Here is a 19,871-nt window from a genome sequence, read left to right as displayed (position 1 = left end):
GGCTGTCGACCGGTCAGCTGACGAAGATCCTCGCCGGGGGCCCGGATCCGCTCAGCCGGGTCGCAGGGCGCGGGCGAGCCGGCGTACGCCCTCGTCCATCAGGTCGGCCGGGGCCGACGCGTAGCTCAGGCGCAGGTGCGGGGCCGGGGGTTCGGCGGCGTACCAGGGTCGGCCGGGGAAGACGATGACACCGGCGGCGGCTGCGGCGGCGGCCACCGCGACGTCGTCGGCCCCCTCCGGCAGGCGGACCCAGAGGTGCAGGCCGCCGCGCGGGACCGCCGGCCCGACGAGGTCGGGCAGGTGCCGGCGGAGGGCGGTCAGCAACGCCTCGCGGCGGGCGCGCAGCGCGGTGCACAGGGCACGCCGGTGCCGCTCCCAGGCCGGGGCGGTGACGAACTCCATCGTGGCCTGTTGCAGCGGCCCGGCGACGAAGAAGTCGTCGAGCAGCCGGGCCGCCCGCAGTCGGACGCCGGCCGGGCCACGTGCGCCGATCGCGGCGATCCGCAGCCCGGGGGCGGCGGACTTGGTCAGTGAACGCAGATAGATGACGTGTCCGTCGGGGTCGTCGGCGGCCAACGGAGGCGGGGTCGGTCCGTCGATGGTGAGGTCACGGGCGTAGTCGTCCTCGATCAGGAACGCTCCGGCGTCGCGTACCGCCTCGGCCACCCGGGCCCGGCGGTGCTCCGCGAGCGTCGCGCCGTGCGGGTTGGCGTACAGCGGCTGGCAGTAGAACAGCCGGGCGTCGGTACGGGCGAAAGCGCGGGCGAGCTGGTCGGGTCGTACCCCGTCGGGGTCGGTGGGCACCGGCACCACCCGCAGGCCGGCGGCCCGGGCGGCGGCCAGCGCGCCCAGGTAGGTCGGCGACTCGACGAGCAGGGTGTCGCCGGGCGCGGCGAGCGCCCGCAGCGTGGACGACAGGGCGGCCTGCCCGCCCGAGCAGATCACCATGTCCTCGGCGCGCAGCCCGGCCCCGGCCTCCCGGGCGAACCAGGCACGCAGATCCGCCCGACCGTGCGCCGGGCCACGCTGCCAGGACGCGGGTTGTCGGGCGGCGCGGGTGAGCGCGGCGCCGAGCGCGGCAGCGGGCTGGAGATCCTCGTCCAGGTAGCCGCCGGACAGCGGGATCGCACCTGCGGGCGGCAGCGCCAGCAGCGCCTGCATCTCGTCCTCGCCGGGGCGTCGGGGGCCGAGCGCCACGGTCTGCCAGGACAGGTCGGCGACACGCTGTTGCCGGGGCGAGGCGGCCACGAAGGTGCCCCGCCCGGCCCGCGCCTCGATCAGCCCCTCGGCCACCAGGTGCCGGACGGCCGCGGCGACGGTGACCGGGGAGGCGTGATGCCGGGCGGTCAACTCACGGACCGACGGCAGGCGGGATCCCGGATCTGCGCCGGCCACCGACCGGCGCAGATCTTGGATAACGCGATCGGCTGCGTTACCGTCATCCATGAGAGACAAGAGTAGCGCTACTGCGTCGGCCACGGTAACAACCGACCGGCTGACCGGCCTCGCCCTCGGCGCGCTGGGCGTGGGTGCCTTCAGCATGTCGCTGCCGGCCACCCGCGTCGCGGTCCAGCAGCTCGACCCCTGGTTCGTCGCCTTCGGTCGGGCCGTCGGCGCGGCACTGCTGGCCTGGGCGTACCTGCGTCTCACCGGTGCGCCACGGCCCACCCCCGCCCAGCGGCGGCGGCTGTCGATCGTCGCCCTCGGCGTGGTGGTCGGCTTCCCGCTGTTCACCTCGCTGGCGCTCACCGACCAGACCGCCGCGCACGGTGCGGTCGTCATCACCGTGCTGCCGGCCATGACGGCCGTGTTCGCGGTGCTGCGGAGCGGGGAACACCCGCCGCCGCTGTTCTGGATCGCCAGCGTCGGCGGGCTGCTGGCGGTGCTGGTCTTCCTCAGTGCTGGCGGCGCGGTGCGCGGTGCGCTCGCCCCGTCGGACCTGTTCCTGCTCGCGGCGGTCGTGCTCTGCGGCCTGGGGTACGCCGAGGGCGGCGCGCTCGCCCGCGAGCTGGGCGGTGCCCGGACGATCTGCTGGGCGCTGCTGTACGCCCTGCCGGTCACCGGTGCGGCCACGCTCGTCGCCGCCGTGGCCCACCCGCCGTACGCCGACACCCGTGCCTGGTCGGCGTACGGCTACCTGACCGTGGTCTCCATGTTCCTGGGCTTCTTCGCCTGGTACGCGGGCCTGGCCCGAGGCGGTGTCGCCCGGGTCGGTCAGCTCCAGCTCGCCCAGCCGGTGCTCACCCTGCTCTGGTCGGCGCTGCTGCTCGGCGAGAGCATCCCGGCGGCCTCGATCGGCGCGGCCCTGCTGGTGCTGGCGAGCGTCGTGCTGATCCAGCGCACCCGCGACCGGACACCCGCGCCGGGCCCGCGCCCGGATCGTGATCCCGCGCGTGGGTAGCCGGTGGCGGGTCCACCACGGGCCCCGATCGGGCGCTCGGCCACGCGGCTGCCGCCGGTCCGGGCGTGGGGCACCGGTGGCGACGCCCCCCGGGCTGCCGGATCGGCCACCGGCCGACCCCGGCGGCCCGGTGGCGACAACGGTCAGGGGGAGGTGGAGAACCCGGCGACGAGTCCGAAGCCACCGCAGCAGAGCACCCCCACCACGGCCAGCGTGACCAGCAGGATGCTGTAGTTCGACCACATGCCGAACCTCGTCACGTCGGTGCCGTGCCCGTCGTGGACCCGGTTGCGCCAGCCACCGAAGCGGAACGACAGGGGGTGCACGACCCCGGGATGGGCGACGAGCGCGGTGGTGATGACGGGGATGCCCATGAAGTCGGTGTAGCGCACGTCGCGCGGTCCGGCCGGGACGGCCACGTACCAGGTGCCCTCGCCGGGGATCGCCACCAACCGACCGTCGACCTTGAACCTGCTGGTGGTCGGGGCGGGCACCAGGTACGGCCCCCGGTTGACCGAGACGGCCAGCACCGCGTGCCCCGGAGGCGGCGGAATCGGATGGGGGTAGGCGATCATCGGCGTGACGGCGCCGGGACCGGGCGGGTATGACGGCTGAGGGGGATACGACACCGCCACATCCTGGCACGCCCCACCACTACGGCCCGCACCGAGCGGGGCGCGGGCGGGGGTGGGAGCAGCCAGGTGCACCCCCGCCGTAGCCTGTTCGGCGTCGGGGTGCCGCCGCGTCACGCCCGTGGACGCGGCGGCACCCCGACCTGGCAACGTGCTGCCGGTGGCCACCCCGGTGGACCGGAGCGCCGCCCGCCAGGACCGGTCCGGCCGGTCAGACCTGCCGGTGGGGCAGGGTGAACCGCCAGCGCCGTGCCCGCAGCACCGGGGCGATCCGGTCCACCGCGTCGACGCTCTGGCTGCGGTCCCCGCCGCCGTCGTGCATCAGCACCACCGCGCCGGGGGTGACCCCGTCGAGCAGCCGGCGGACGAGCTCGTCGGTGCCGGGTGGCTCCCAGTCCCCGACGGCCAGCCGCCAGCCGAGCGGCTGCATGCCCAGGGACGCGGCCACGGCGGGGGTCGCTCCCCAGGCCCCGTAGGGGGCGCGGAAGTACCGGATCCTGGCGAGCGGCACGGCGCGACGGATGACCTCGTTGGTCTCCCGCAGGTCCGCCGCGATCCGATCCGGCGGCCAGGAGGTCATGTCGTCGTGTCGCATGCTGTGGTTGCCCAGGCTGTGACCGTTGGCCACGATCCGACGGACCACCTCGGGGTGGGCCTCGACCTGTTCACCGCAGAGGAAGAACACGGCCGCGATCCGGTGCCGCCGCAGGACGGTGAGCAGGCGCAGCGTGTCGGTGGGGTTCGGGCCGTCGTCGAAGGTGAGACTGACCGCCCGGCCGCCGCCCCGGGCCGTGTCGACGATGTCGGCGCTCACCGCCGGCCTACCGGCGCGGCTTCGGCGTGGCCCGGGTCCGCACGTACGGCCCTCCGGCGTAGATGAGGTCGGCCTTCATCAGCTGGTACGACCGCTTGGGCTGGTAGTTCTCGTCGTAGATGGTGGCCAGGCCCTGCGGCGGGTCGTCGAAGGTGCCGGGCACCCAGGAGTGCCGGTCGGTGAAGCCCCAGACGGTGAACGACAGGCAGCGCGGCTCGGCCAGGCACGCCTGCAACAGCACGTGGAAGTTCGCGGCGGACGCCTGCAGCCGCGGGTTGATCTCCTCGGAGTCGCCGGCCTGCACCCCGTCGGTCAGCCGGCTGCGCGCGTCGACCTCGGTGAACGCGGTGGCCAGGCCCAGCCCGGCGAACCGGTGCAGCGCGTCGGCGACCTGGAGGGTGTCGTAGTTGCCGTACTGGGTGCCCAGGTGGCCCTGGCTGCCGACACCGTCGATCGGCACCCCCCGGGCCAGCAGGCCCTTGACCATGTCGTGGACGAACTGGGTCTTGTCGTTGGCCGGGTCGCCCGAGCCGAACGCCTCGATGTTGTAGTCGTTGTAGAACAGCAGGGCGGTCGGGTCGGCGGCCCGGGCCCAGCGGAACGCGTCCGCGACGTAACCCGGGCCCAGGTGCTCGGCCCAGAAACCCTTGTAGTGCAGGTTGGACGGGGTGTCCCAGGGGTCGCTGACGGCCTCGTTGACCACGTCCCACTGCCAGATCTTGCCCCGGTAGCGGCTGGCCACGGCGGTGATGTGGTCGCGCAGGATCGTCCGCAGCTCGGCGGTGCCGATGGAGCCGTCGGCGACGCCGGTGGTCAACCACGTCGGCAGCTGGCTGTGCCAGACCAGCACGTGTCCGCGTACCCGCTGGCCGTTGCGCCGGGCGGTGGCGACGAGTTCGTCGGCCGCCGACCAGTCGTAGTTGCCCCGGGTGGGCTCCAGGGACTCCCACTTCATCACGTTCTCCGCGGTGACCGTGGAGAACTCCTCGCGCACGATCTCCCGGTAGCGGGGGTCGGCGGGGTCGTTCAGGGCGGCCATGTCGACCGCGGTGCCGACGTACAGGCCGTGGCGCTGGCCGAGGGCGCGCAGGCTCTGCCCGGTCGGGTCGTACGGCCGTTCCGCTGCGGCCGGCACGGCGTTCAACACGCCGGCGGTCGCCACGGCGACCAGCCCGGCAGCCATCCACCGTCTGAGCATCATCCGCGTTCCTTTCCCGAGGCCCGTCGACGTGTCGACGGTGGCGAGGTGGTGGAGGGGGCGGCGCCGCCACGGCCGTTCGCGTGGCCGGCCGCGCCGGAGCCGACCGATAGTCACCGATCGATTTCCGGAAACCGACTGGAACGTTACGAGCGCAGGCCCGCCGGGTCAACCATCGAAACTTCCGGAACTCCTGGTCAACGCGGCCGAACGATCATCGCAACAGTTTCGAGAGCCAGTCGATCGGTGCCCCCGTTCGCCGCCGGGCGGCCCCGGCCGATGGGGCCGAGCCGTGCGCCCCCGGGCACGGCCACGACCGGCCCCTTCCGGAGCCGGTCGTGGTGGGTACGGGCGGTCAGTGCTCCCGATAGGTGGCCAGGTCGAAGTCGGCGTGGATGCCGTCGCCGCCGAGATCCTGGACCCACAGTCCGAGGAACGACCCGGTGAACCCCCAGGCCGCCGGCTCGCCGTCGATGATCAGGGCGGCGTGCTCGTCGGACAGGACGGTCGCGTCCAGTTCGACTGGGAGCTGTCGCCAGCCGGTGCCCAGGTCGTAGCCGAAGCGTACGACGGGGCCGTCGAACTCCGTCCGCAGGCCGACCCGGGTGACGCCGCCGGTGTCGATGGTCAGCTCGGGGTGGGCGGTGCGCCGGCCGTTGTCGGAGCCGAGCAGCTCCAGGACGGTTCGCCCGTCGTCCGCGCGGGTCAGGTAGAGGTGGTACCAGTTGAGGGTGTTGTAGTAGGCGGTGATCCCGGCCAGCTGACGGTGGTCGACCGGGTCGAACTCGACCACCGTCTCCAGCGAGCAGCGCGTCGCGCCGACCCGTCGGGCGACCAGACTGGGGGCCTGCCGGCCCACCGGGGACTGCCCGCCGTGGACCCGCAGGTACGACGGGCGGGACCGCAGGTCGATCCAGTCCGGGGTGGCCGGCCGGCGCAGGGTCGACCAGGCGGGGCCCAGCTCGGCGTCGTCGAAGTCGTCGGTGGCCGGCTCCGCCGGCCATGGGTGCGCCGGCAGGGCGGGCGCGGCGACCTCGTCCGCCGGTACCCCGCCGGGGATGCGTGGCCAGCCACCGGAGGGCCACTCGACGCGCTGGATCGCCGTCTCCCGGCCCAGCACGCAGCTGCCCAGTGGGGAGTAGGGGCGGCCGACCAGGTGGGCCAGGTACCACCCGTCGTCCGGGGTGCGGACCAGGCTGCCGTGGCCGGCCTTCTGCAACCGCAGGTCGGGCCGGCCCACGGAGGTGAGCAGCGGGCCGTCCGGGTCCACCTCGTACGGTCCGAACAGCTCCCGGGACCGCGCCACGGTGACCTGGTGCTCCCAGCTGGTGCCGCCCTCAGCGGTGATCAGCCAGTACCAGCCGTCGTGGCGGTACAGGTGCGGGCCCTCGGTGACCCCGACCGGGGTGCCGGTGAACAGGATGCGGGGCTGGCCGACGAGGCGGCGCGCGGCCCGGTCGTACTGCTGGATCTCGATGCCGCCGAAGCGGTCGCGGCCGGGTCGCCAGTCGGCGCTCATGGCCAGCAGCCAGCTGGTGCCGTCGTCGTCGTGGAATAGCGCGGCGTCGAAGCCGCGCCCGTGCAGCTTCACCGGGTCCGACCAGGGGCCGGTGATGTCGGGCGCGGTGACCAGGAAGTTCTGCGGATCCCAGTAGCCGCTGGCGAAACTGGCCACGTCGCTGTAGACGAGGTGGAACTGGCCGTCGTGGTAGGTCAGGTCGGGCGCCCACACCCCGTTGGAGTCGCCGCAGCCGCGCAGGTCGAGCAGGCGGCGGTCGGTGATGATCCCGCCCAGCGCACGCCAGTGCACGAGGTCGCGCGAATGGTGCAGGCGGACCCCGGGGTACCACTCGAAGGTCGAGGTGGCCAGGTAGTAGTCGTCGCCGACCCGCAGGATCGACGGATCCGGGTGGAACCCGGCGAGGACGGGATTGCGGATCGACCGGGCAGCGGTCGCCACGTCAGCGGTGTCGGTCGACACGGGCACTCCTCTGGCAGCTCTCGAAACTTTCGGAATTATGTTCCATGCTCGTTGAAGCCCTGCACACGCTAGCCGTTTTCGCTGCGATAGGACAGAGGTCTTGACCCGCGTGGAAACAGCTCGTAGCGTGCCCGCCATCGATCGGTAATACCGGCGACGCACTGAAAGTTCCGGAGATACACGTTTCGAATCTCGCCGGCTCGGCCGGCGCCCGAGCACCTCGTGAGTCCCCTGAAGGGATGGATCATGACAGCGCACCTCTCCCGCAGAACGCTGCTCGGCCTCGTCGGCGCCGGTGCCGGCGCCTACCTGCTCAGCGGTTGTAGCGACGACGCCTCCGACGACCCGAACGCCCAGCAGACCATCAACTGGTGGCACATCCAGAACACCGAGCCGATGCTGCCGGTCTGGGCGGCGGTCGCCCAGGAGTACCAGGGCGCGCACAGCAACGTGAAGATCGAGATCCAGCCGCTGGAGAACGAGGCGTTCAAGGCCAAGCTGACCACCGCCACCCAGGCCGGCTCCCCGCCGGACCTCTTCCAGTCCTGGGGTGGTGGGGTGCTCAAGCAGCAGGTGGACGCGGGTCTGGTCAAGGACCTCACCGAGACCGTGGGCCCGTGGAAGGACAGCCTGCTGCCGCTCTCCCTGGAGCCCTACACGGTCGACGGCAAGATCTACGGCGTGCCGTTCGACATCGGCATGGTCGGCTTCTGGTACAACAAGGACCTCTTCGCCAGGGCGCAGATCACCGCGCCGCCCGCCACCTGGGCCGAACTGCTCGAGGCAGTCCGCAAGCTCAAGACCGCCGGCATCGTCCCGGTCGCGCTGGCCGGCAAGGACAAGTGGCCGGCCCACTTCTACTGGGCCTACCTGTCCATGCGCATCGGTGGGCTCGGCGCGCTCCAGCAGGCCGCGAAGGACAAGAACTTCGACACCCCGGACTTCGTGGCCGCCGGTGAGCGGCTCAAGGAACTGGTCGATCTCCAGCCGTTCCAGAAGGGCTTCCTCGGTGCGGAGTACGGCTCGCCGGACGGGCAGGCCGCGACGATGGGCAACGGCGGCGCCGCACTGGAGCTGATGGGGCAGTGGGCGCCGTCGGTCCAGGCGTCCAGCTCCACCAGCAAGAAGGGGCTCGGCGACAAGCTCGGTTTCTTCCCGTTCCCGGCCGTCGACGGTGGCAAGGGTACGGCCACCGAGGTGTTCGGTGGTGGCAACGGCTTCGCCGTCGGCAAGGACGCCCCGCCGGCCACCCTCGACCTCCTCAAGACCCTGCTCAGCGTCGACGTCCAGCGACGTAGCACGAAGACCGGCGCGGTGCTGCCGACCGTCAAGGAGGCCACCGACGCCATCGCCGACCCGAACAACAAGGTCGTGGCGGAGACCCTGGCCGCCGCCACCGGCTTCCAGCTCTACCTCGACCAGGCGTACCCGCCGGCCGTCGGCCAGCAGGTCAACGACAGCGTCGCCGCGCTGATCGCCGGCAGCAAGTCACCCGCACAGATCCTCAAGGACATCACCCAGGTCGCGAAGAGCCAGTAGTGACGTCCACCCCCACCGATCACCAGCCGCCGGCGAGAACTGAGTGGAGCAGGCATGACCACGCCATCGACCGTGTCGGATGCGGGACCTGGCGGCCTGGCGACTGACCCGCCGGGGCCGGGGTCGGGGCCGGGCACTGCCCGCCGCTCCGGCCACCGGCCCCGGCCGGGCCGCCGCCGAGCCCTGGCCGTCTTCCTGACCCCGTCCCTGCTGCTGTTTCTGCTGCTGGTGCTCGCGCCCATCGTGGTGGCCAGCTACGCCAGCCTGTACAAGTGGAACGGCTTCGGCCTGCCCGACAACTTCATCGGGCTGGACAACTACACCCGGGCCTTCGCCGACCCGGTGTTCCGCGGCGACCTGTGGCACGGAGCCGTGCTGATCGTGCTCTCGCTGGTGGTCCAGTTGCCGGTCGCGATGGGCCTGGCCATGCTGCTGAACCAGCCGATGCGGGGACGCAGCGTCTACCGGGTGATCTTCTTCGCCCCGTACGTGCTCTCCGAGGTCACCACCGCAGTCCTGTTCAACCTGGTGTTCTCGCCCAACCGGGGGTTGGGGGAGAGCATCTCGCGGTGGCTGGGGGCCGACGCCGGCGCGGTCTTCGCCGATCCGGACACCGTCCTGTACGCCGTCTTCCTGGTGGTCTCCTGGAAGTACTTCGGGCTCTACATGATCCTCTTCCTGGCCGCCCGACAGAACATCCCCAAGGAGCTGAACGAGGCGGCGGTCACCGACGGCGCGAGCGCGTGGCAGGCGTTCCGGCTCGTCACCCTGCCGCTGCTCGGGCCGACCATCCGGATCAGCGTGTTCCTGTCCGTCATCGGCACCATCCAGCTGTTCGACATGGTCTGGGTGCTCACCGGAGGTGGCCCCATCAACTCCTCGGAGACCATGGCCGTGACGATGTTCCAGTTCGGCTTCCGCCGCTTCGAGGTCGGCTACGCCAGCGCGATCAGCATCATCATGTTCCTGCTGAGCCTCGTCTTCGCCCTCGTCTACCAGCGCATCGTCCTGCGCCGGGACACCGAGGGCGCCCTCACCGTCCAAGGAGACCAGCGATGACCAGCCCGGCGACCCCTGCCCAGCGGGCCCGCCGCCTCGTGCTGCACCTCGTCTGCATCGCCGTCGGCGCGCTCATTGTCGTGCCGGTGTGGTTCGGGGTGATCGGCGGGTTCAAGGACAACGGGCAGCTCTCTACCAATCCCCTCGGCCTGCCCGACCCCTGGGTGCCGGGCAACTACCTCGACATCGTCGCCGCCGAGGTGTTCTGGCGGAACCTGGGCAACAGCCTGTTCATCGCCGTGGCCAGCACGTTCGTCGTCGTCGCGGCGGCGGCGATGGCCGCGTACGTCTTCGCGCGGTTCGCCTTCCGGGGGCGGGAGTTCCTGGTCACCCTCTTCGCGATCGGGCTGATGTTCCCCTTCGCGGTGGCGATCCTGCCGTTGTTCATCCTGCTGCGCGCGATGGGGCTGTTGGACAACCCGCTCGGGGTGATCCTGCCCCAGGCGGCCTTCGGCCTGCCGATCACCATCATCATCCTGCGCCAGTTCTTCCGGACCATTCCCGGTGAGGTGGAGGAGGCGGCGACCCTCGACGGCTGCGGTCCGTTCGGGTTCTTCTGGCGGGTGCTGCTGCCGATGGCCCGTCCCGCCCTGGCCACCGTCTCCGTGCTGGCCGTGGTGAGCAGCTGGAACAACTTCATGCTCCCGCTGGTGGTGTTCACCGATCAGAGCTGGTGGACGCTTCCCCTCGGGGTCCAGGCGTTCCAGGGTCAGTACTCCGACGACACCGCCCGGGTGCTCGCCTACGTCGTGCTGTCGATGATCCCGGCGCTGGGCTTCTACGCCATCGCCGAACGTCAGCTCATCGGTGGTCTGTCCGGCAGCGTCAAGGGGTGACCCCGACCTGCTGCGATAGCCTTCTGCGACCGTAGTTCCCCCAGACGAAAGGGCGACCGTGGGCTCCGAGAACGGCAGAAACGTCACCATCGCGATGATCGCGCGGTTGGCCGGCGTCTCGGTGCCCACGGTCTCCCGGGTGATCAACGGCCGGTCGGACGTCGCCCCGCAGACCCGGGAACGGGTGGAGGAGTTGCTCACCCGGCACGGCTACCGCCCCCGCTCGGCGGCGAGACGTACCCAGTCCGCCCTGATCGACCTGGTCTTCAACGACCTGGACAGCCCATGGGCGGTGGAGATCATCCGAGGCGTGGAGGACGTCGCGCAGGCCAGCGGGGCCGGCACCGTCGTCTCGGCCATCCACCGGCGTACCTCGTCGGCCAAGCAGTGGCTCGACAACATGCGCACCCGGTCCACCGAGGGGGTCATCTTCGTGACCTCGATGGTGGAACCGCCGTTACAGGCAGAGCTGCGCCGGCTGCGCCTGCCGGTGGTCATCGTCGACCCCGCCGGGGTCGCCCCCCAGGAGGCCCCCACGATCGGCGCCACCAACTGGGCGGGCAGCCTGCGCGCCAACCAGTACCTGCTCGGCCTCGGTCACCGGCGGATCGGCTTCATCGCCGGCCCGCCGCAGCTGATGTGCAGCCGGGCCCGGATGGACGGCTACCGGGCCGCGCTCGACGCCGCCGGCCTCGCCATCGACGACCGGCTGGTCCGGCCGGGCAACTTCTACCACGAGTCCGGTTACACCGCCGGCATGCATCTCCTGGCCCTGCCCGAACCGCCCACCGCCATCTTCGCCTCCAGCGATCAGATGGCGCTCGGCGTCTACGAGGCGGTCCGTAAGCGTGGCCTCCGGGTGCCCGACGACGTCAGCGTGGTCGGCTTCGACGACCTGCCGGAGGTCCGGTGGTGCTCCCCGCCGCTGACCACGATCCGCCAGCCGTTGGCCGAGATGGGCATGTTGGCCGCCCGCACCGTGCTGCGGCTCGCCCGGGGCGAGACGATCGAGAGTCCGCGCGTCGAACTCGCCACCGATCTGGTCGTTCGGGACAGCGCCGCACCACCGCGCGGGTGACCTGACCCACGTCGGGCGGGTCGGCCGGTCGTCGCGGTGGACCGACGTCGCACCGCCGCTGCGGGCAATTCCCGGGGGAGGGTGACCGGGACGGCATTCCATCGACGTGCATCGAATTCAAGGCTACGCTGGTGGTCCTGTTTCGGTCCTCGGTGCCCCGCATCTCTGGAGGTACGGATGCTCCGCACGCTCGGGGTGGCGTTGGCCACCACGACCATGGCCCTGGCCGGCTGGGCCGGCACGGTCACCGGCAACCCGGCCCCGCCCGCGCTGTCGGCCACCCCCACCCCCGGGCCCACCCTGACCTGCCCGCCGGCGCTGCCGATCTCCGGCCAGTTCTCGGGGGCCACCGTCACGAGTCTCACCATCACCTACTCGATGATCCTCACCCCGCCCTGCGGCTACGACCCGCCGATCACCGTCACCCTCTTCACCGGCCGGGAGGACGCCGCAGGCTGGCAGGACCCGGTGGCCTCAGCCGTCTCCGGCCCGCAACGCCAGGGGACCGTGACCGTCGGCGGGCTGACCCCCGACACCGCCTACTGGTTCCGGTTCAGCGCCGGAGAGACGCGGGATCCGTACGTGGTCGGCGGTCCGGGCCGGACCCTCTCCGCCGCGCCGGTGGTGTGCCGCGCCACGGCCACCATCGACTCCCGCTGGAGCGGCGGCTTCGTCGCCACGGTCACCGTACGTAACACGGCGCAGGAGCCGCTCGACGGCTGGGAGGTCACCTGGCGGTGGTCCGGTGACGAGCGCATCCAGTCGATCTGGGGCGGCGTGGTCAGCGGCACCGGTGTCGACGTCACGGTGCGCAACGCCTCCTGGAACGGGACGCTGGCGCCGGGTGGCGTCACGACGTTCGGAATGCTCGTCTCGGCCAGCGTGACGCCCGACGGGTTGACGCCGACCTGCGGCCCGTGACCGAGGCCCCCGTCCGGCCGGTCGGAGACGCGCCAGGGCGGGCTGGCCGAGCAGGACGCCGAGGAGGACCAGGGCGAGCCCGCAGAGCTGGCGGCCGGTGAGCGTCTCACCGGCCAGCACGGTGCCCAGCAGGACGCCGGTCAGGGGGTTGAGTAGTCCGAGGAGCCCCACCGTGCCGGCCCTGAGCTTGCGCAGGCCGGTGAACCAGGCGGCGAAGGCGAGCGCGGTCGCGACGATCGTGACGTACCCGAAGGCCGCGACCGCCGGTCCGTCCAGGGCGGGCGGCGGCCCCTCCACGGCGATGGCGGCGGGCAGCAGGACGATCCCACCGGCGATCAGCTGCCACGAGGTCAGCGAGAACACGTCGACGTCCGCGCTCCACTTCCTGGCGAGCACGTAACCGAAGGACGACATCGCCATGGCGGCGACGGAGGCGAGCAGGCCGAGGGGGTCGACGGCGGTCGGGCCGGTCGACAGCATGAGGCAGACACCCCCGAGCCCGACTGCCGCGCCGGCCAGGTGCGACCGCCGGGGGCGCTCGGCGAGGGCCGCCCAGGCGAGCAGCATCAGCATGATCGGCGAGGTCGCCATGATCGTCGAGGCGATGCTGGTCGGCAGGGTCTGCGCCGCCAGGTAGACCAGGGCGAAGAACGCGCCCATGTTCAGGGTGCCCAGGACCAGCGACCGCCACCACCAGGAACCACAGGGGCGCTGCCGGCGGACGAGGAGGAGCAGCAGGCCCGCCGGCAGCGCGCGGATCGCCGCGCCGTACAGCGGGTTGTCGGCGGGCAGGTACTGATGGGTGACGAAGTAGGTGGTGCCCCACGCCACGGGTGCGAGCGCGGTGACGAGCACCCACCGAAAAGTAGCTTCCACGGAAGCCACTATAGCTTCCCGGGAAGCTATAGTGGGGTGGTGAGTGAACACCTCGACCACGTCGCCCGCATCCAGCAGGCATGGGCCCGCGAACGACCGGACCTGGACGTGCGACCGCAGGGGGTGATCGGGCGGCTGCACCGCCTCGCCGAGCACCTCACCGGACAGCTCGCCGTCGTCTATCAGCGGTACGGCCTGGGGGAGGGGGAGTTCGACGTCCTCGCCACCCTCCGGCGGGCCGGCGAGCCCTTCGAACGCGCGCCCGGGGAGCTGGCCGCGTTCACCATGGTCACCACCGGGGCGATGACCAAGCGCATCGACCGGCTGGAACGGGACGGGCTGGTCACCCGGCGGCGCAGCGCACGCGACGGCCGGGGGCGGGTCGTCGCGCTCACCCCGGCCGGCAGGAAGCTGATCGACCAGGCGTTCACCGAGCACATGAGCAATGAGCGTCGACTTCTCGACCACCTCACGCCGGAGGAGGCTGCCCGACTGGAATCGCTGCTCACCACCTGGCTCGCGCGCTTCGAGACGCCGCTTCCGCCGGACGCCTGAGCGACCGTGACCGTGGCCTACGCCGTGAGCAGCCGCCTGATCCGCTCGTACTCGGCGGCCATCTCCGGCTCGGCCAGGAAGTCGTCGAGGGCGGCCGAGACCCGGAAGTCGACCTCCTCGATGGAGCGGATGGCGAGTTCGTAGAGCTCGCCGCGCTGGTGGTCCTCCAGGTAGGTGGTCCAGTGCTCGAGCGCGGTGATGACGATCAGGAGACCGGGGTCCAGGTCGCCGTCGGCGAGGATGCCCTCGTCGATGCGGATTAGCTGGGTGCGCAGCTCGGTCGCGTCGGCCGTCTGGACGTTCTCACGGGCGGTGGCGAGTGCCGCCCAGGCGTCCTCGTCCAGCTCGTCGTCGTCGGCATCGTCGAGCAGGTCGGAGCGGACCAGCCGGGCGACCGTCGCCAGGCCGAAGGCGTGGAGGTCTTCCTCGCGGGCCGCGACCACCAACTGGAGGATGGCCGCCTCGAGTTCGTCGTAACGCACCGCGCCAGCGTAGTGGTCGGTCGAGGGGCCCCGGGCGGCGGTCCACCGTCCCGTGTCGGCAGGGCGGGGGCGGTCCGCCCTGCCGACGTCGGTGGAACGGCTACGGCCGCCACCGGATGTTCGGGTTCACCTGCCCGGTCCAGTTGAAGATGGCCATGTTGTCCCACTGGTTGCCGGTGCCGTTGATGTTCGCCGGATCCCAGCCGTTGCCGGGAATCGCGTACCAGGTCGGTTCCCAGTAGAAGACGCCGATGGCCCCGGCGTTGCGGGCGGTGTCCTGCACCCAGGAGAACTCGGTGGCCTGGCCGCTCCAGCTCGCCGAGTGGCCCGCGCAGGGTTCGGCGCCGTTGATCGAGTTCTGCTCGTTGTCGGCGTTCGCGGCGGTGAACGGGTACGCCGTCTCGGTGATGACGACGGGCTTGCCGTACCGGGTGCGGACGTCGGTGATGACGTTGTAGAGGTTGGTCAGCGTGCCGTGCCACATGCAGTAGTAGGACAGGGCGGTGAAGTCCCACTGCACGCCCTTGGCCCGGATGCCGTCGTAGAACCAGCGGGCGTTGGCCATGCTGTCCGCGTCGGCGGTGTGGATGATCACCTGGGTGCCGCTGTTGCACTGCTTGGTGGCCTGGTAGCCGGCCTTGAGCAGCAGGCTGAGGTTGGTGAAGTCGTTGTTGACGACCTTGCCGTCGTCCCAGAGCATGCCGACGTTGATCTCGTTGCCGATCTGGACGCTGTCCGGCGTGGTGCCCTGCGCCTTGAGGCTGTTGCAGACGTCGTAGGTGTAGTTGTAGACGTCGGTCTGGAGCTGGCTGATGCCGTGGTTGGCCCAGGCGGCGGGCTTGTACTGCTTGCCGGGGTCGGCCCAGGTGTCCGAGTAGTGGAAGTCGACCATGAGCTTGAGGCCCTTGGCCTTGACCGTCCGCGCGTACTCCAGCACCTTGGCCTTGTTGTTCCAGCCGCTGGCGGGGTTGTTCCAGACCCGCAGCCGGACGTAGTTGACGCCGAGACCCTTGAGGATGTCGAGCGGGTCCCGGGCGGTCCCGCCGGCGTCGTAGTAGCGCGCGCCGAGATTGAGGCTGCGTTGCACGGAGGAGACGTCCGCACCGAGCATGGTCAGCGTGTTCGCGGCCGTCGCCGGTGTCGGCGGGCCGAGCAGGGCTGCCGGCAGGGCGACCGCCGCGAGGAACGCGACGGCCCAGGCCCGCAGGCGGGAGCGGTACGGAGACATCCGGACCTCCTTGGTGGTGGGGTGGTGGGGGCAGGTGCCAGGTGTCGGGACGGCGACACCGATAGATATTCGTGTATGACTATACGGTGGTGTCGGACCCGCGCGTACGACGCGAAGCGGGCCACCCGGAACACCCGGATGGCCCGCTCGTGCCCGCCCCTGTCAGAGGTTCAGGCTCCAGCTGTTGAGGTAGCCGGTGTCGAGGCTCGCCGCGTCCTGGACCCGCAACCGCCAGGTCCCGTTCGCGGTCTCGCTGGACAGGTTCACGGTGTAGGTCTGGTCGATGTTGTCGGTGCTGCCACCGGAGCGGCTCTGCAGCGTGTACACGCTGCCGTCCGGTGCGACCAGGCTGACCACCAGGTCACCGATGTAGGTGTGCACGATGTGCACCTCGACCTTGCTGGAGGTCGACGGGGTCGCCGCGCAGCCGCTGATCACGATCGCGCTCTCCACCGTCGTGTTGTCGGGGATCGTGACGTCGGTCCCGTTCGTGCCGGAGCAGCCCGGCAGCCCGTTCACCGTCAGGTTCAGGGTGGCCGTCCGGGCGATCGAGGGTGAGGTGCCCACCACCGTGATCGCCACCGTGCCGCTGCCGGCCGTGGCGGCGGCGCTGACCGTGACCGTGGTCGACCCACCCGCGGTGACCGACGGCGGGTTGAACGAGACGGTCACCCCGGCCGGCAGCGGGCCGGTCGAGAAGGTCACCTGCTCGGCGGTGCCCCGCACGACCGTGGTGGAGACCGTGGCGGTGGCCGAGGTGCCCGGGTCGAGCGTCAGCGTCGTCGGGGCGACCGAGACGGAGAAGTCGTTGGCGGCGCAGGACTCCGTGCCGGTCACGTTCACCGCGGTCCAGGCGGCCATCACGGCCTTGTACTCGGTGGAGCACAGGCCGTAGAGGTCGGTGGCGGCCGACAGGGTGTGCAGCCGCGCGGTGTTGGTCGGCTGGGCGGTGTTCACGTAGCGGGTGTTCGAGACGAAGTACGCGTCCAGGGCGCGGAACCAGATCTTCTCCGCCTTCGCCCGACCGATCCCGGTCACCGGCGGCGCGGAGCCGCACAGCGGCGAGGTGCCGTACGAGGTCGCCCCCGAGCCCTCGGCCAGGTTGAAGAAGAAGTGGTTGGCCACGCCCGAGGAGTAGTGCACGTCGATGCCGTTGGTGCCGGTCGACCAGCAGCCGTGCGACGAGCCGTCCAACGTCGGGTTGTACATGTAGCGCAGCGGCGTGCCGTTGCCGTTGATGTCGATCTTCTCGCCGACCTGGTAGTCGCCCGGGTCGGCGGTGGTGTTCGCGTAGAACTCCACCATGTTGCCGAAGATGTCGCTGGTGGCCTCGTTCAGGCCGCCGGACTCGCCGGAGTAGGTCAGGCCGCCGGGGACCACGTTCTCGGTGACGCCGTGGGACATCTCGTGACCGGCCACGTCGAGCGAGACCAGCGGCTTGGCGTTGCCCGAGCCGTCGCCGTAGGTCATCTGCGCGCCGTCCCAGAAGGCGTTGACGTAGGCGTTGCCGTAGTGCACCCGCGACGGCACGCCGGTGCCGTTGCCGAAGATGCCGTTACGGCCGTGCACGTTGGTGAAGTAGTCGAAGGTCATGGCCGCGCCGAAGTGCGCGTCGACCGCGGCGGACTGCCGGTTGGAGGGCGCACCGGTGCCCCACACGTTGTCGGCGTCGGTGAAGGTCGTGCAGGTCGAGGTGCCGTTGTTCATGTCGCAGGTGCGGCCGTTGCCCCGGGTCGGGTCGATCAGGTTGTACGTCGTGCCGGACAGCGTGGTGTCGATCGTGACCGCGCCGGAGTAGACGGAGTTGCCGGTGCCGACGACGGACTCGATCTCGTCGTACGAGCCGATCAGCGCGCCGGTCAACGCGTCGCTGATCACGTGCAGCTTCGAGGGGGTCTGCCCGTCCGGTGCCCAGCCGGTCACCACGGTCTCCCAGGCGAGCCGTCCCGTCCCGCTGCTGGCGTCGACGAACAGCTCCGCCGCGCCGGTGGTGGTGACCTTGCCGGAGAACTCGGCGGTCGCCGCCTTCCGGGCCTTCGCGGCGCTGACCTTCGGGGTGGTGGCGAGGCTCAACGGGGCCGCCAGGCCGACCGAGCTGCCGGCGTAGTCGCCGTCGGCCTCGGTACGGATGACGAAGTCCCCGCCGTAGACCCGGAGCCCGTCGTAGGTGCGGGTGTAGCGGACGGCGCCGCCGCCCTTCGCATCCCGCTTGCTGCTGTACACCGAGTACCGGTCCTTCGCCGAGGCCTTGACGGCTCGGGCGTTGTCCTTCAGGGCCTCGTCGGCGGCGGCGACCAGCGCGGGACCTGGTGTGGCCGGGGCCGCGGACGCATTCGCGGCGGTGACCACGAGACCGCTGCCGACCAGCATGGTGACGCCGGCCAGCGCTAGGGCTGATCTCAAACTGACCTCCCCAATCCGAGATGCTTTCGCATCCATCGATATCGAGATCATTGCCCGCTGTCGATGAACTGGGAAGAAGGTTGGCCGTAGCTATTCATACCAAGTTGTCAATCCCGCCGATGCTATGACCGACGAGTGGCGTCAACGGTGTTCCGTCCCTGTTACGGACGGAACCCGTTGGCAACAGTCACCCGCGCCGCACGGTCAGCGCAGCCCGGCGCACGGTCAGCGCAGCCCGGCGAACAGATCGTCCTCGGGCAGCGGCGCTCCGGTGGTGTCGCGGACCCGGACGAAGGTCTCCTGGCCCATCAGCTCGACGAACCGTTCCTGGCCCAGCCGTAGGAAGAAGATGTTCTCGGTCTGGCTGGCATGGGCGGCCAGCGCCTCGAACTTCTGCGCGCCGTGGCTGCTGGTGTCGACCCAGGTGGTGATCTCGTCGTCGGGCAGGCCGAGCTGCGGCCCTGGCTCGTCCGCCGCCTCCGGTTCGGCCCATTCGACGCCGATTTCCTTCATGGCCCGGCCGAACTCCGCGAACGCCGTGTGCGGCACGGTGGTCCAGTACACCTTCGCCGGGATGTCGGTCATCGCGACGGCGGCCATGGTGATCCGGTGGGCCTGGATGTGGTCCGGGTGGCCGTAGAAGCCGTTCTCGTCGTAGGTGACCACCACGTCCGGCCGGTAGCGTCGGATCAGCTCCGCCAGCCGGTCTGCCGCCTCCGCCACCGGCGTGGTCCAGAACGCGCCGGGCAGGTCGTTGTTCGGCCAGCCCATCATCCCGGAGTCGGCGTAGCCGAGCGTCTCCAGATGGGTGACCTTCAACGCGGCGCAACTGGCCTCCAACTCGCCCTGCCGCATCGCCACCACGGCGGCCGGATCGTGCCCCGGGTCGCCCGGTTTGACTCCGCCGGGACCGTCGCCGCAGCGCCCGTCGGTGCAGGTCACGAGCACCGTCGTGATCCCCTCCGCCGCGTACCGGGCAAGCACGCCACCGGTGCTGGTCGCCTCGTCGTCGGGGTGGGCGTGTACCGCCATCAGGGTCAGACCTCGTGCAGCCATACCTCACCCTAAGCGCCCTCGCGACGGCATCCGGTACCGGCGCGGGGAGAGGACGGACACTCGACACCGGATCGGGATGCCGGCGATCCGGCCGCCCCATCGGTGCGGGCCTGTTTGGTAGTTTGATCATCCGGCCCTCACCTGGAGACGACATGACCATCACCTGGAACGTGCCGGGCCTGCCGTTCGCCCTGTCGCCGTCCCCCAAAGGGGCATGGACGGTCGCCGAGGCGACCGGCACGGTGACGGCCTCGGCGGCCCCGCGCAGCGACATCTTCATCGACCCGGGAGCGAGTGCCCCGCTCAACGCCGAGTCGATGCTCAACGCGGCGACCCTGCTCGGCCTCCCCCCGGACGGCGACTTCCAGCTCAGCGCCCGGGTCACCGTCGAGTTCGCCTCGGCCTACGACGCGGGGGTGCTGCTGCTCTGGGTCGACGAGCGGCACTGGGGCAAGCTCTGCTTCGAGTTCTCTCCCGACGGCGAGCCGATGATCGTCTCGGTGGTCGCCCGTGGTGTCGCCGACGACGCCAACGCCTTCGTCGTCGACGGCCGTACGGCGTGGCTGCGGGTGTCCCGGATCGACCACGCCTTCGCGTACCACGCCTCCCTCGACGGGAAGACCTGGCGGATGATCCGCTTCTTCGCTGTCGACGGGGCGGGCACTTCCACCACGATCGGCTTCGAGGCGCAGTCGCCGACCGGTGACGGCTGCCAGGTCACCTTCGACGAGATCCGCTTCACCCGCGACCGGCTGGCCGACCTGCGCGACGGCTCCTGAGCCGCGCCCCGGCCACCGACGCCGTCCGGCCGC

General features: G+C 71.2%; 17 protein-coding genes and 1 pseudogene. 8 read left to right on the top strand and 10 right to left on the bottom strand.

What is annotated here, in order from left to right:
- Positions 1-51 precede the first annotated feature (51 nt).
- Positions 52-1,446 carry a PLP-dependent aminotransferase family protein gene (locus ACIG87_RS01840; RefSeq protein WP_396847206.1) on the bottom strand — a complete coding sequence of 465 codons (1,395 nt, stop codon included), beginning with the start codon at positions 1,444-1,446 and terminating at the stop codon, positions 52-54.
- On the opposite strand from ACIG87_RS01840, the gene ACIG87_RS01835 reads away from it, so the two are divergent.
- Positions 1,445-2,401 carry a DMT family transporter gene (locus tag ACIG87_RS01835; protein WP_396847204.1) on the top strand — a complete coding sequence of 319 codons (957 nt, stop codon included), beginning with the start codon at positions 1,445-1,447 and terminating at the stop codon, positions 2,399-2,401. The two genes, ACIG87_RS01840 and ACIG87_RS01835, sit on opposite strands and share 2 nt — an antisense overlap.
- 143 nt (positions 2,402-2,544) lie before the next feature.
- On the opposite strand, the gene ACIG87_RS01830 is transcribed toward ACIG87_RS01835, so the two are convergent.
- From ACIG87_RS01830 to ACIG87_RS01815, 4 genes are all read right to left on the bottom strand, one after another.
- Entirely contained in the window at positions 2,545-2,976 is a 432-nt protein-coding gene (locus tag ACIG87_RS01830) for a hypothetical protein (protein ID WP_396847203.1), read from the bottom strand.
- 268 nt (positions 2,977-3,244) lie between these two features.
- Positions 3,245-3,847, bottom strand: a complete 603-nt coding sequence (locus ACIG87_RS01825) for a polysaccharide deacetylase family protein (RefSeq protein WP_396847201.1) — start codon at positions 3,845-3,847, stop codon at positions 3,245-3,247.
- 7 nt (positions 3,848-3,854) lie between these two features.
- Positions 3,855-5,048, bottom strand: a complete 1,194-nt coding sequence (locus ACIG87_RS01820; protein ID WP_396847199.1) for an endo-1,4-beta-xylanase — start codon at positions 5,046-5,048, stop codon at positions 3,855-3,857.
- Positions 5,049-5,400: 352 nt separating this feature from the next.
- Positions 5,401-7,026 (bottom strand): glycoside hydrolase family 43 protein, encoded by a 1,626-nt coding sequence (locus tag ACIG87_RS01815; RefSeq protein ID WP_396847197.1) that lies wholly within the window; start codon positions 7,024-7,026, stop codon positions 5,401-5,403.
- A 246-nt stretch (positions 7,027-7,272) separates the two neighbouring features.
- On the opposite strand from ACIG87_RS01815, the gene ACIG87_RS01810 reads away from it, so the two are divergent.
- From ACIG87_RS01810 to ACIG87_RS01790, 5 genes are all read left to right on the top strand, one after another.
- Positions 7,273-8,565 (top strand): extracellular solute-binding protein, encoded by a 1,293-nt coding sequence (locus ACIG87_RS01810; RefSeq protein ID WP_396847196.1) that lies wholly within the window; start codon positions 7,273-7,275, stop codon positions 8,563-8,565.
- A 54-nt stretch (positions 8,566-8,619) separates the two neighbouring features.
- The gene (locus ACIG87_RS01805; protein WP_396847194.1) at positions 8,620-9,624 is read left to right on the top strand and encodes a carbohydrate ABC transporter permease; all 1,005 of its coding nucleotides are present in this window, start codon (positions 8,620-8,622) and stop codon (positions 9,622-9,624) included.
- Positions 9,621-10,460, top strand: coding sequence for a carbohydrate ABC transporter permease (locus tag ACIG87_RS01800; RefSeq protein ID WP_396847192.1), 840 nt, complete (start codon positions 9,621-9,623; stop codon positions 10,458-10,460). The genes ACIG87_RS01805 and ACIG87_RS01800 overlap by 4 nt, the downstream gene beginning before the upstream one ends.
- A gap of 94 nt (positions 10,461-10,554) precedes the next feature.
- Positions 10,555-11,538, top strand: a complete 984-nt coding sequence (locus tag ACIG87_RS01795) for a LacI family DNA-binding transcriptional regulator (protein ID WP_396847590.1) — start codon at positions 10,555-10,557, stop codon at positions 11,536-11,538.
- A gap of 177 nt (positions 11,539-11,715) precedes the next feature.
- The gene (locus ACIG87_RS01790; protein ID WP_396847190.1) at positions 11,716-12,459 is read left to right on the top strand and encodes a cellulose binding domain-containing protein; all 744 of its coding nucleotides are present in this window, start codon (positions 11,716-11,718) and stop codon (positions 12,457-12,459) included.
- A 108-nt stretch (positions 12,460-12,567) separates the two neighbouring features.
- Here ACIG87_RS01790 and ACIG87_RS01785 read toward each other — a convergent pair.
- Positions 12,568-13,290, bottom strand: a pseudogene (locus tag ACIG87_RS01785) (EamA family transporter); the annotation flags it as partial.
- Between the two features lie 84 nt (positions 13,291-13,374).
- Here ACIG87_RS01785 and ACIG87_RS01780 point away from each other — a divergent pair.
- On the top strand, positions 13,375-13,890 hold the full coding sequence (locus ACIG87_RS01780; protein ID WP_396847188.1) for a MarR family winged helix-turn-helix transcriptional regulator: 516 nt from the start codon (positions 13,375-13,377) through the stop codon (positions 13,888-13,890).
- 17 nt (positions 13,891-13,907) lie between these two features.
- Here ACIG87_RS01780 and ACIG87_RS01775 read toward each other — a convergent pair whose 3' ends face one another.
- The 4 genes from ACIG87_RS01775 to ACIG87_RS01760 form a co-directional block, all read right to left on the bottom strand.
- Positions 13,908-14,372, bottom strand: coding sequence for a hypothetical protein (locus tag ACIG87_RS01775; RefSeq protein WP_396847186.1), 465 nt, complete (start codon positions 14,370-14,372; stop codon positions 13,908-13,910).
- Positions 14,373-14,472: 100 nt separating this feature from the next.
- Positions 14,473-15,600 carry an arabinogalactan endo-beta-1,4-galactanase gene (locus tag ACIG87_RS01770; RefSeq protein ID WP_396847184.1) on the bottom strand — a complete coding sequence of 376 codons (1,128 nt, stop codon included), beginning with the start codon at positions 15,598-15,600 and terminating at the stop codon, positions 14,473-14,475.
- Positions 15,601-15,762: 162 nt separating this feature from the next.
- Positions 15,763-18,003, bottom strand: coding sequence for a M4 family metallopeptidase (locus tag ACIG87_RS01765; protein ID WP_396847182.1), 2,241 nt, complete (start codon positions 18,001-18,003; stop codon positions 15,763-15,765).
- A 225-nt stretch (positions 18,004-18,228) separates the two neighbouring features.
- The gene (locus ACIG87_RS01760; RefSeq protein ID WP_396847180.1) at positions 18,229-19,059 is read right to left on the bottom strand and encodes a PIG-L family deacetylase; all 831 of its coding nucleotides are present in this window, start codon (positions 19,057-19,059) and stop codon (positions 18,229-18,231) included.
- A 152-nt stretch (positions 19,060-19,211) separates the two neighbouring features.
- Here ACIG87_RS01760 and ACIG87_RS01755 point away from each other — a divergent pair, with 152 nt between their 5' ends.
- Positions 19,212-19,838, top strand: a complete 627-nt coding sequence (locus ACIG87_RS01755; protein ID WP_396847178.1) for a DUF1349 domain-containing protein — start codon at positions 19,212-19,214, stop codon at positions 19,836-19,838.
- The last annotated feature ends 33 nt before the right edge of the window (positions 19,839-19,871 follow it).

The organism is Micromonospora sp. NPDC051925, assembly GCF_044548625.1.
GTDB lineage: Bacteria > Actinomycetota > Actinomycetes > Mycobacteriales > Micromonosporaceae > Micromonospora.
The sequence above is the reverse complement of the archived record's forward strand: the minus strand, read 5'-3'. Positions and strand labels throughout refer to the sequence as shown.